The organism is Winogradskyella sp. 4-2091, from assembly GCF_045765065.1.
Classification (GTDB): domain Bacteria; phylum Bacteroidota; class Bacteroidia; order Flavobacteriales; family Flavobacteriaceae; genus Winogradskyella.
Genome location: NZ_JBJKOD010000002.1, coordinates 171,231 through 183,532, shown reverse-complemented (window position 1 = coordinate 183,532; position 12,302 = coordinate 171,231). Strand labels below are relative to the sequence as shown.

At 32.3% G+C, this 12,302-nt stretch carries 12 protein-coding genes; 7 read left to right on the top strand and 5 right to left on the bottom strand.

Features of this window, described 5'->3' with window-relative positions; all coding sequences use genetic code 11:
• Positions 1 to 11: 11 nt before the first annotated feature.
• On the bottom strand, positions 12 to 791 hold the full coding sequence (locus ACJBCC_RS03215) for a DUF6090 family protein (RefSeq protein ID WP_407556385.1): 780 nt from the start codon (positions 789 to 791) through the stop codon (positions 12 to 14).
• Positions 792 to 1,068: 277 nt separating this feature from the next.
• Here ACJBCC_RS03215 and ACJBCC_RS03210 point away from each other — a divergent pair, with 277 nt between their 5' ends.
• From ACJBCC_RS03210 to ACJBCC_RS03180, 7 genes are all read left to right on the top strand, one after another.
• Complete coding sequence (locus ACJBCC_RS03210; protein WP_407556384.1) at positions 1,069 to 2,622, top strand: aldehyde dehydrogenase family protein; 1,554 nt, start codon at positions 1,069 to 1,071, stop codon at positions 2,620 to 2,622.
• 132 nt (positions 2,623 to 2,754) lie between these two features.
• Positions 2,755 to 3,459 (top strand): hypothetical protein, encoded by a 705-nt coding sequence (locus ACJBCC_RS03205; protein ID WP_407556383.1) that lies wholly within the window; start codon positions 2,755 to 2,757, stop codon positions 3,457 to 3,459.
• Positions 3,437 to 4,144 (top strand): hypothetical protein, encoded by a 708-nt coding sequence (locus ACJBCC_RS03200; protein WP_407556382.1) that lies wholly within the window; start codon positions 3,437 to 3,439, stop codon positions 4,142 to 4,144. The genes ACJBCC_RS03205 and ACJBCC_RS03200 overlap by 23 nt, the downstream gene beginning before the upstream one ends.
• Positions 4,145 to 4,242: 98 nt before the next feature.
• Positions 4,243 to 5,178: an OmpA family protein gene (locus ACJBCC_RS03195; protein ID WP_407556381.1), complete on the top strand. Its 936-nt coding sequence runs from the start codon at positions 4,243 to 4,245 to the stop codon at positions 5,176 to 5,178.
• A 22-nt stretch (positions 5,179 to 5,200) separates the two neighbouring features.
• Positions 5,201 to 5,782, top strand: coding sequence for a hypothetical protein (locus ACJBCC_RS03190; protein ID WP_407556380.1), 582 nt, complete (start codon positions 5,201 to 5,203; stop codon positions 5,780 to 5,782).
• Between the two features lie 93 nt (positions 5,783 to 5,875).
• Positions 5,876 to 7,252: a DUF1800 family protein gene (locus ACJBCC_RS03185; protein ID WP_407556379.1), complete on the top strand. Its 1,377-nt coding sequence runs from the start codon at positions 5,876 to 5,878 to the stop codon at positions 7,250 to 7,252.
• Positions 7,253 to 7,265: 13 nt separating this feature from the next.
• Positions 7,266 to 8,453 carry a DUF1501 domain-containing protein gene (locus ACJBCC_RS03180; RefSeq protein ID WP_407556378.1) on the top strand — a complete coding sequence of 396 codons (1,188 nt, stop codon included), beginning with the start codon at positions 7,266 to 7,268 and terminating at the stop codon, positions 8,451 to 8,453.
• A gap of 214 nt (positions 8,454 to 8,667) precedes the next feature.
• Here the strand turns inward: ACJBCC_RS03180 and ACJBCC_RS03175 are convergent, their stop codons facing one another.
• The 4 genes from ACJBCC_RS03175 to ACJBCC_RS03160 form a co-directional block, all read right to left on the bottom strand.
• A complete protein-coding gene (locus tag ACJBCC_RS03175; RefSeq protein WP_407556377.1) occupies positions 8,668 to 9,801 on the bottom strand; it encodes an ATP-binding protein in 1,134 nt (377 codons plus the stop codon).
• 32 nt (positions 9,802 to 9,833) lie between these two features.
• Positions 9,834 to 10,460, bottom strand: a complete 627-nt coding sequence (locus tag ACJBCC_RS03170) for a hypothetical protein (protein ID WP_299098423.1) — start codon at positions 10,458 to 10,460, stop codon at positions 9,834 to 9,836.
• The gene (locus ACJBCC_RS03165; RefSeq protein ID WP_299098424.1) at positions 10,457 to 11,248 is read right to left on the bottom strand and encodes an SDR family NAD(P)-dependent oxidoreductase; all 792 of its coding nucleotides are present in this window, start codon (positions 11,246 to 11,248) and stop codon (positions 10,457 to 10,459) included. The genes ACJBCC_RS03170 and ACJBCC_RS03165 overlap by 4 nt, the downstream gene beginning before the upstream one ends.
• A gap of 141 nt (positions 11,249 to 11,389) precedes the next feature.
• A complete protein-coding gene (locus ACJBCC_RS03160) occupies positions 11,390 to 12,253 on the bottom strand; it encodes an aldo/keto reductase family oxidoreductase (RefSeq protein ID WP_407556376.1) in 864 nt (287 codons plus the stop codon).
• Between the last annotated feature and the right edge of the window lie 49 nt (positions 12,254 to 12,302).

Genomic DNA, 12,302 nt, shown 5'->3' with positions numbered 1-12,302 from the left:
TTTATATTCAATTAATAGCTTTCAGTGTTTTCTAATTCGTGTTCAACTTCTTTTAATATGTTTTCTATTTGCGATTTAATGCCGCTAAATAATCGAGGACCATTTGTAGCCTTAGCTAATAAATAATAATCCACTAAATAGTTTTCAAATTCAATAGAAGTGAAGATGTCCTTATTATTTGTTTTTGCAGATATGGATTGCAACTCTGAATCAATCATTTTTAAATCCATAACAATAGTTTTAGCACTTCCGTTTTTAAAAAAAAGACTGGTTAATTTTCGTTGTGTAAAATCGGCATCGTTTAATTGGGTGCTTAAATAGTTTATAGTGCTTTCAAAAGAGGCTAGATCTTTTCTTAAGTTTTTATTTAAAATTAGATTGAGTTTACCAGAACTAATAATATCATTTAACACTCCTGTAGCTGGTACATATTGAATATCACTACCTAAAATAGGTCCAAGTAATTGAGAGATTGTCTGTGGTCTAATAGTATCGAGTACATTGTCATTGAATAAGGTTAAAACCTTTTCTAAGGTTTGTACACGTTGTTCATTGACTTTAATTGAAGTGTTTATTTTTTGTAGATTAATTTCAAATTCTGATTGAAGAGACGTTAAATATTCGCGTTCTACCTTTCTTTGCGCATTGAAGTTGTTGTTATTATTAATACCTAGTGCAATGAGAATACCAATTACCACAAGGATAATTTCTCCAATGGCATAGATCAGGTATTTCGAAAATTTGTTTTCGGTTAGAAGCCGTTGTCTAAAACGACGAAATAATGTTATCATTTACTTTCTTTTAGGTTGAAAGTAAATTAGGTTGATGGTTGTAGTTGAGGTTGGTTAACTATTTGTATTTAAAGATATTAAATTGTTACATATAAAGAGGCTACATTTTTTAATAATCTTAAAAAGAGCATTTTTATCTGAGATAAAAGCTGTAAAAAAAACCATAATCTCAACCTTATATAAATTAATACTATTTGCAACAATTGCTACGGTTAAAATTGAGTTTTTATTAGTAACTTCGTGTCAAAATTTAATAATTCATAAAATTTAATCATATATGGAAGCAATTGCTACCGATTTCGGAATAAAAGACGCTTTAAATCAGTTAGGTGTTAAGGATTTAAATGAAGGTACTTCAACAGGCTCTGATAATTTTTCTAATGGAGAGATTATTGAAAGTTATTCTCCTGTAGATGGCCAATTAATTGGCAAAGTAAAATCTACGACAAGAGCAGATTACGATAAGGTAATGGATGCTGCAACACGTGCATTTTTATCTTGGAGAGACAAGCCTGCACCACAACGTGGCGAAATAGTACGTCAGTTTGGGAATAAGCTAAGAGACTTAAAAGAACCCTTAGGGAAATTGGTGTCTTACGAAATGGGTAAATCTTTACAAGAAGGTTATGGTGAAGTACAAGAAATGATTGATATCTGTGATTTTGCAGTAGGTTTATCACGTCAACTAAATGGACAAACGATTCCTTCAGAGCGTCCTGGTCACGTCATGAGAGAGCAATGGCATCCCATAGGTGTAGTTGGTATTATCTCAGCTTTTAATTTTCCGGTTGCAGTCTGGGCTTGGAATACGGCTTTAGCATGGATTTGTGGTGATGTTTGTGTTTGGAAAGCATCAGAAAAAGCACCTTTGTGTTCTATCGCTTGCCAGAATATTATAGCAGGTATCTTAAAAGAAAATAACCTACCAGAAGGAATATCTTGTATCATTAATGGCGACTATAAAGTTGGAGAAATGATGACAACAGACTCTAGAATTCCTCTAGTGTCTGCTACAGGTTCTACAAGAATGGGACGAATTGTTGGTGCAACAGTTGCTGAACGTTTCGGAAAATCATTATTAGAATTAGGAGGAAACAATGCGATAATAATCACACCAACTGCAGATTTAAAAGTGGTTGTTCCTGGTGCTGTTTTTGGTGCTGTTGGAACTTGTGGGCAACGTTGTACATCAACGAGACGATTAATTATACACGAATCCGTTTACGATAAAGTAAGAGATGCCATTGTTGGTGCTTATGGACAATTGACCATAGGGAATCCTTTAGATGAAAAAAATCATATTGGACCTTTGATTGACAAAGAATCAGTAAACACATATTTAGCTGCGATTGAAAAAGCAAAAGCAGAAGGTGGAAATGTTTTAGTAGAAGGTGGCGTTTTAGAAGGCGAAGGTTACGAATCTGGTTGCTACGTTAAACCAGCAATTATCGAAGCAGAAAATCATTTTGAAATTGTACAGCACGAAACATTTGCACCAATTCTATATTTAATGAAATATTCTGGAGAGGTAGAAAATGCGATCTCTAAACAAAATGGTGTTGCTCAAGGCTTATCATCAGCCATTATGACTAACGAAATGAAAGAAGCAGAGAAATTCTTGTCTTATGCTGGTTCAGACTGTGGTATTGCAAATGTAAATATTGGAACATCTGGTGCAGAAATTGGAGGTGCTTTTGGTGGTGAAAAAGAAACTGGAGGAGGACGCGAGTCTGGCTCTGATGCTTGGAAAGTTTACATGAGAAGACAGACCAATACAATTAACTATTCTGACGAGTTGCCTTTAGCTCAAGGAATTAAATTTGATTTGTAAATTACTCTTAACTATTTAAGAAAAAAAAGCCGTTTCGTAAGAAGCGGCTTTTTTTATTTTTAACGCTGTGAGACGCAACCATTTCTTATATTTTTCATCTTGTAGTTACATATTTATTATTAAAATATAAACATGAAAAGAAAATTAATAATTCTTCCCGTTTTATGTCTTTTTTTATCAACTTTTAGTTGCGTAGATCGGTTTGAGGATGATACAAGGATTTTAGTAACAGGCCAAGTTATAAATGAAGCAGGTGATCCAGTAGAGAATGCGATAATAAGTGTTTATACAAGACGACCTCGTGGTATTTTTGTGAGCTCTGGTTTTGATGAGTATGTATTAGGAAGAGGTTATACAAATGAAAGTGGCGAGTTCTCTGTAACTTCAGTTTTAGATTTAGATGATGAGTTTTCTATAGAAATTGACGCAGAAGATGAGCTGTCAAAATATAGATATTATACAAGTACAATTAATTATGTTCCACCAAGTTTAGTTTATGATCTTAACATTATTGAGTTAAAAGCGTTGGGAACTTTAAATTACAATATTACACGAACAAGTGGAGAAGGAACGACATTAGATTATAGATTTAAATACACAAATATCAATTGTGTAGAATATTATGAACAAGGCAGTTTTGATGAGAACCAAAGTTATTGCTATAATGATTTATTAGATTTTGGGTTTTTAAATGATAACAATACTGAAGTAGAGCATAGTTTAAATACTGTTTTGGGTACAATCATAGAATTTACATATTCTATTAATAACCAATCAGAAATCACTGAAACTTTTACCATTGATCAATCGAATTATGAATTTACATTTAGTTATTAAAAAGGTTTTTATTAGTTTTTGTTTGCTAAGTGGTTGTCTTTCCTTTTCACAAGAGGATAGTGATAAAGAGTATGAAGCAGAAGAGAAATCAAGTATTTTAAGTTCAGTTGAACGGCAAAAATATTTTGGGTTTTCTATTGGATATCAAAATCCAATATCAACTGGCAATAATTTTATTGGGAGTGCGTATAGCGGAAGTAGCGGTTATGATTTGAAGATTAAATTATATGTGTACAAACAATTTTTTATGGAGTATAATAACTCTATAAGTTATTTTAAAGTGGAAAATAAAGAACTGGTTGGGAACTATAATAAAAGTAGAATTGAGAATAATTTTCTCTACATAGGTTATGAGTTTTTACCTGCTCCAGGTTTTAGATTAGGTATTAATGCTGCCTTATTTGGTGAGTCAGATATTATAAACAGTGATTTTAATTTAGGAGAAGGTATTCAGCGAGACTCTGGCACCATGTCTAGTTATGGATTGTATTTGACTTATGAAATACAGTCGCACGTTGCTTTTTACGTAGATTATTCATTTAGAAGAATTAAGACAAACATAAATGCACCTCAAGAACTAGATTCTTTTTTTAAAACTGGATCATATAATACAATTGGTTTTGGAATTATGTTTCTTTTAGGTAAAAGAGATTTGGTGTCGCGATTTATAGACCAAAAAAACTAGATTATTGTGACTCATTTAAGAATTGTGTTTCATATAATTGACTAAAGATGTTAAATTTTTTAATATCTTGACAGTCAATTAACTAAAAACACTAACCAATGAGTAAAAAAACAGCTTACCTTTTAGGTATTTTGATTACTATTATTATTGGAACCTTATTGTATTGTTATTTATGTGATAGTTGTTATTGTTGCCCTCCAGACAATGTTACAGAAACGAGTACAGAAACCAATATTGTAGTGCCAGAACCCGAAATGGAGTCAGTAACCAAAAATGGCCTTAGTCTATCTGATGCCAATGGAGACTTCAACATTAAAATTAACGATAACTTTAATTTTAAAACCTCTAATTTTTCAATCTTAGATCCACTTTCAGAAAATGTATCTTCAGAAGTGATGAGATTAAAAGATTATCTCGCAGCTAATCCTTTAAAAACAATCGATATTACCGGTTATTATAAAAGTGATGAAACCAATGATTCTGCATTTCCTAATTTAGGAATAGCAAGAGCAAATGCAGTGAAGAACTATTTAGTATCTCAAGGAATATCAGCGAAGCAGATAAATACTTTAGGGAAATTAAATGATAGTATCATTCCTGATGATACTAATACATTATTTGGTCCTTTAGAATTCGGTATGTTAACAGCAGAAAGTGATGCTACAGACGAAGCATTAGAGGCAGCTTGTGAAGCGATTAGAAAAAACCCTATTGTATTATATTTTAATACAGGTCAAGCTCAGATAAATTTAACAGCAGAACAGCGTAAAAAGATTGCGGTTATTTCTCATTGTGTAGATAAGCTTGGTTTAAAAATACAGGCTATAGGTCATACAGATAATACAGGTAGTGCTGCAACAAATATGCGATTAGGACAAGAACGTGCAGACTTTGCTAAAGGTTATTTAGTAAGAAATGGCATTCTAGGGACTAATATAGAAACGTCTTCAGAAGGACCAAATAGTCCTATTGCAGATAACAGTACCAAAGATGGTCAAGCTAAAAACAGACGGACCGTAATAACAATAAACTAACTAACTTAAAATATTATAAATTATGAATTGGTGTATATTAATCCCATTACTTGTAGGTGCTATTTGTGCGCTACTAGGCTATTTACTTGGAAAACTTCTAGGAGGAGGAAACTGTGATGACTGTGAAGAAAGAGTTGCTAAGCTAGAAGCAGATTTAGCCACATGTAGAAAAGCAAGAACAGCATTAGAGGCAGACTTAAGTGCGTCTAAAAATAGGGCTTCTCTTTTGCAGGCAGATTTAACCTCAGCGAAAACAGAAAATGCTAATTTGGCGGCTTCGTTTGCCGCTCCTGCTGTTGCTTTAATTCCGTTTAATGCCGATGCAGCAAAGGCTGTTTTTGGTAAAAAAATAAAACAAGATGACTTAACAGTTGTTGAGGGTATTGGACCAAAAATCCAAGAATTATTTCATAACCATGATGTAAAAACATGGAAAGCATTATCTGAGTGTAGTGTAGAGAAATGTCAATCTGTGTTAGATAGTGGTGGTGATCGTTTTAAAGTACATAAGCCGGGAACATGGCCTGCACAAGCAAAGTTTGCTTACGAAGGCAAATGGGCAGAGCTATTAAAGTGGCAAGATGAACTTGATGGTGGTAAATGATCACGTCAAAATATTTAAGTCTAAAAACCGTTTCTTTTATAGAAGCGGTTTTTTTCAGTTAAACCTTTTGGTAATTAATTAGTCTTATAAGATATGACAGCAGCAGAATTTCAGCATTTGTATTGGCGTATAGGTTTTGGTAGTAATCCAAACACTATCAATTTGTTGCCTAAAAGTAGAATTCACGTTGTAGAACAAATATTTGTAGATTCTCAATCAATAACGCCATTAGAGATTGATCTTTCTTTCATGAGTGGTGTTACTCAAAAAGAATTAAAAGACAATCCTAAATTAGCTCAAAAAATTAGAAGGGAGAGTCGTGAAAAGCTTAAAAATCTTAACGTTGCATGGATTGATCGATTAGGGCAATCTAAGGAGCTGCTAAGGGAAAAAATGACGCTTTTTTGGGCCAATCATTTTGTGTGTAAAGAGAATCATGTCATTTTTACCCAAATGTTTAATAATACTTTACGAACACATGCTTTAGGTAATTTTAAAACCTTTGTAAAAGCTATATCAAAAGAAGCAGCAATGCTTAAGTATTTAAACGGAAAACATAATAGAAAAAATCAACCTAACGAGAATTTTGCACGTGAACTAATGGAACTGTTCACTTTAGGTGAAGGTCATTACTCTGAGAAGGATATAAAAGAAAGTGCTAGAGCCTTTACAGGTTATAATCATGATTTTGATGGTAACTTTAGAATGCGACCTAAGCATCACGATGAGGATTTAAAAACATTTTTCGGTAAAACAGGAAATTTTTCAGGAGATGATATAGTAGATATTATACTTGAAGATAAACAATGTGCTATTTTCATATCTACTAAAATCTATCGCTATTTTGTTAACCCAAAACCTAATAAAAAGCATATTGAGGAAATGGCAAATGTGTTTTTTAAGGATTACAATATTGAAAATTTAATGCGTTTTGTGTTCCTTTCAGATTGGTTTTATGATGAGGTTAATATTGGTGTAAAAATAAAATCTCCAATAGAGTATTTGGTTGGTATGTCACATATAATTCCAATTAAATACGAAAGAGAAAAGGATTTACTAAAAATACAGAAATTGTTAGGTCAAACCTTGTTGTCACCACCTAATGTCGCTGGTTGGAAAGGAGATAAAGCTTGGATAGATGCAAACACAATTATGGTACGTTTAAAATTACCTTCCGTAATGTTGAATAATGCAATGATTTCACTAAAAGAAGGAGATACAGATATATCAGATGATTTAAAACGAAATTATTTAAGAAAGAACAAAGGAAAATTACCTTTTAGAATCACAGCAGCTTGGGATACATTTCTATCAGATTTTGAAAACGTAAGCTCCAAGAACCTTCAGGACTTTATTATTCAAGGAAGCATTAATAAAGGAACCGCTGACTATTTAAAAACACTGAATAAAGCTTCCAAAAAGGAGTATTGCATTCAGTTAATGTCGTTGCCAGAATATCAAATGTGTTAAAGCGATTATAATTATGGATAGACGTAAATTTATTAAAAATTCCGCTTTAGCAAGCAGTTTGTTTTTTGTGCCAAATTTTGTAAAAGCATTCGAAAATGTTGCCACAAATCAGTTAGGCTATAAACGTTTGGTGATAGTTCAACTCGCAGGAGGAAACGATGGGTTAAATACTATAATTCCGCACAATAATGATTTGTATTATAATGCCAGACCACAATTAGCAATAACAAAAGATATTATTAAGCTTAACGATGATTTAGGGTTTCATCCAAGTCTCGATCCATTACGTTCTTTGTTTGATAACGGCGAATTATCTATAATTAATAATGTTGGTTACCCAAATCCGGTAAGGTCACATTTTAGATCCATGGATATTTGGCAAACAGCAAGTGGGTCAGGTGAGTATTTACAAAGTGGGTGGATAGGTCGTTACTTAGATCAACATGGTGAAAAGCCGTACAATGCAATGGAAATGGACGAGCAACTTAGTTTGGCTATGAAAGGAGAATATTTTAACGGTATCGCTACAAACGATTATAAAGTGCTGTACAACACGGCTAAAGATCCTTATTTTAAAAATGTTTTAAGTCATTATAACGATGCGCACTTGAGCGAACATAATTTAGGTTACTTATATCAAACTATGATTGAGGCGAAGTCATCCGCTAATTATATTTTTGAAAATACCAACGTAAAATCATCTAGTGAAGATTACCCTCAAAACAATTTTGCAAAACAACTTAAAAATGTAGCCCAATTCATCAATTCTGGTCTAGATACGAAGGTGTTTTACACGTCTTTAGGTGGTTTTGATACGCATGCTAATCAAAATAAAAAACAAACCCAATTACTCTCTCAATATGCTAAAAGTGTTTCTGCTTTTGTAAATGATTTAAAACAAAACAACGCGTTTGAAAATACTTTGATTTTAACTTTTTCTGAATTTGGTAGACGTGTAAAACAGAATGCCGCTAATGGTACAGATCATGGATCAGCAAATAATGTTTTTATAATTGGAAAAAATTTAAAACAAGCTGGTTTCTATAATAACCTAGCGAGTTTAAGTGATTTAGACGATAATGGTGATTTAAAATATAGTGTAGATTTTAGATCTATTTATTCAACAATTCTAAAAAATTGGATGAATGTATCTGCAAAAGGAATCATTCCTAAAGAACAAAAATCACTAAAATTCATATAAGACATAAAAAAAACCTTGTTTCAATATCAGCTTTAGGCTTTATAGAAACAAGGTTTAGTAATTGATTAATAGCAATACAAAGATGTATAATAAATTCATTGCTCAACAAATTTTTTGATGAATGGTTAAAAAAAATGTATAATCAGTATGGTTTTTAATAGGTCTCCGATAAGGTGCATAAAAACAAGGTTAAAAACCCATTATTTCCGACGAACTAATTATATTTCACTTTTCTGAAAATTCGCATAGTTTCTTTATATGAGGTATACAGCTCTGAATTGTAGCTTTTTACATACGGTTTTAAGATTTCTAATTTCATTAATGCATCATTAAATCCGTTGAGGTAACAGATTAAATAACTTGCCGCTAAATTCTTTAAATCTTCGTTTTCGTTTTGGTTTAATTCTCGTTTTTTTTCGAGTTTTTCTAGAATTGTATTATTAGAATTATAAATATGATGCAAAACTTTTCTATCAAATTGTGGTGGTTCAAAAATAAGATTTGCTTCAATAGAATACTGTGCGTTATTTTCAAACCGAATCGTTTTTTCTTCGAGTTTGTAATATTTGTATGAGTTTTGTAATCCTAGTTTTACGTATTCTATAATTTTAAATTGATCTTCATTATAAGAAATCGAATCTTCATCTAGAGTAGAATAAAAGAGTCGTACTTGTTCATTTATTAATTCAATATCAACCCTTGAGAAGAAGGTTTCGTTCTTAACCACTTTTTTGTCGCCAGACCAACATAACACAAAGTATTCTTTAAAAACTTTGTATTGCGGATTATAATCTTGGCGCTTGTTCATAAAATCAAAAACACCATCCAACGTTAATTCTATATTATTTTGTGCATGGTTTTCAATGGCTGAAACTATTTTAGAATTAACATCTTTAATTTCAATATCAAAAACTTTAGGCATGCTAATGCTGCCATCTCTAAAAAATACAGAGCCACCATAATATTTCCAGATGTTTTTTTTAAGAGAAGTAATGACATCTATTGGTCTTATGGTTACTAGTCCTACAACTTTATCATCTGGTAAATGCGGAAACGGAATATTCTCATATTCTACAATTGGTGGATTGTTGAGATAAGCGTTTATGAGGTTTTGAATTTTACTATCATCAAAAAAGTCGACACCAATTATGTTGTTGTCATCATCTTTAACGCCAATTACAATATAAGAGTTGTTCTTGGGATTGCTGTTAGAAAGTGCGCAAATATGTTTTAAAAACTTACCTTTTCCTTCTTTTTGGCTTATGTCAATCTTTCGTTTTTTGTCATAAAAGCTGTTCTCATCGTTATGAGCCAATAGATTTTTTATGAGTAGTCTTTTATTAATCATGTTTGCTTCTTACGAAAGTGGGAATCTCTTTTTTAAAGCATTTTAATTTCCCTATTTAAATTGTTTCGTGCTTGTTTTTCAAATTTTGTTTTAAATCGTTCTGTAAAATATAACGAATCTCTTTCTAAAAAATGTTGAAGTACTTTCTTTCGTCCAGGTTTATAGATTATATTTGGATAGATCTTATATTCTTTCCTAATGTTTTGAATGTATAACTTATAAATTTCCCAATCCGCTCCTAGAATGGATAAATCTAAATCTAAAAGGTATGCATTATCCATGTTTTCAGTTAGAAGTAATTTGTGTTTTTTGGTTGAAAGGATGAGTTTTTTTACCTTTTTTACGCTAGAATCATCAAAATTTAATAACATTAAGGCGTTTTCGGCAAAAGTAGCACTTCGCTCTTCATTGTCTTTATTGGTAGATTTGTAAATAATATCATGATACCAAATGGCAAATTTTAAACACTCTAAATCTTCAATTTTAGTTTCAAATGCTTCCAATTGAAGAAACATATTATGTAAGTGCGATAAATTATGGTAATTTCTATTTTTGGAAGTGTAATGTAATTTAATGTCTTGCCAAAGTGAATTTATTAAAGCATCATCAGTATATTCCGAAACTAAAGCTCGCCAATAATCCTCTAGCCACTTTATCATAATTCTTTATTAACGATAGTGGAACTTGCTTGCGCTGTACAAAACATAAGAACATCTGCAATATTTACATGTGCTGGTCTAGTGATTGCAAAGTAAATAACTTCGGCAACATCTTCTGGTTGTAATGCTTTATAACCTTTGTAGACATTGTCTGCAGCAGCATCGCCTTTAAATCTAACCTTAGAAAATTCGGTTTCTACCAAGCCAGGATTAATAGCACCTACTTTAATTCCAAAAGGATTTAGATCAATTCGCATACCTTCTGTTATTGCTAAAACAGCGTGCTTACTACCACAGTATACATTGCCGTTTGGATAAACTTCTTTTCCGGCTGAGGATCCAATATTAATTATATGTCCGGATTTCCGTTCTGTCATTCTTGGAATAATAGCTTTACTTACATATAGCAATCCTTTTACGTTAATATCCATCATAGCATCCCAATCGTCTAAATTTCCGGATTGTATTGGGTCTAATCCATGTGCATTTCCGGCATTATTAATTAGTATGTCAATGTCTTGAAATTCTTCTGGTAAAGACGCGATGGCTTCAAAAGTTTGTTGTCTATCTCGCACATCAAAATTAAGCGTATGTACAATAGTTTCTTTAGATAATGCTTTCTGTACACTATCTAGTCGCTCTTGTCTACGTCCACAAAGTATAAGTTTAATACCGTTCTTAGCAAATTCGTGAGCTGTAGCTCTGCCAATTCCACTGGTTGCTCCTGTTATTAATGCGGTTAAATAGCTCTTTTTAGTTTCTTTTTGAGGTAAAATACTGTTGCTCATATATGATGAAGGTTGTATTAGGAATACTAATTTAAATGATTATCCATAGAAAACCTGAGTAAATTTTATTTACCTATCCACCAATATATGAGCAACAAACTTATTAAGTCTTTATTTAATAAAGAGTTAAGCATGTTTTTATTAAGGAACCTTATGTCCTTGCGCAACTGTTAAGATTAAAAACCAATCTTCTAATTCTAAATTGATTTTAGAGGCTTCAATGGCTTGTTTTAAACGCTCTTTTGTGGTTGTGCCAACTACAGGGTGAATATTTGCAGGATGTTTCATAATCCAAGCCAACAATAGTTGATCTTCGGTTGCGCTATATTTATCCATTAGCTCACCTAATTGTTTATGAATGCGTCTGGTTTGTTCAGTGTCTTCTCTAAACACAGAACCTAAAGGAGACCAAGCCATTGGTTTAATGCCATTTGTTTTCATGAAATCTAGAGTGCCGTTGTGCATTGAGGAGTGTTCTGTAATAGAAAATTCAATCTGATTGACATCGATATCCATCCGTAAACCAATCATATCCATTTGAGATGGCGTAAAGTTAGATACACCAAAATCTCTAATTTTACCGTCTTTCTTTAAAATTGTTATCGCTTCAGCTATTTCTTCCGCAACCATTAAAGGGCTAGGTCTATGAAGTAGTAATAAATCTAAGTATTCAGTTGCTAAATGCTTAAGAGATTCTTCAACAGACCATATAATATAGTCTTTGCCATAGTTGTAATGCTTAACCTTGTTATTTCGGTTATCACAAACATATTGAATTCCACATTTAGAGATGAGTTGTACATCTTCGCGTTTTAGACCAGATTCAGCAAATGCTTTACCAAAGTCTGCTTCTGTGGTGTATGCACCATAAATATCAGCATGGTCAAAGGTAGTTATTTGGTTTTCAGTGCAGAAGTTCATTAAGGCTGCCATTTCTTTTTTTGAGAGTTGTTTTCCCCAACTTCCCCAAGTCATGGTGCCTGCTATTAATCGAGAATATGTCACTTAATTGTCAGTTTATATGGTTTTTTTTGCAATTGGAGCATAAAAATAC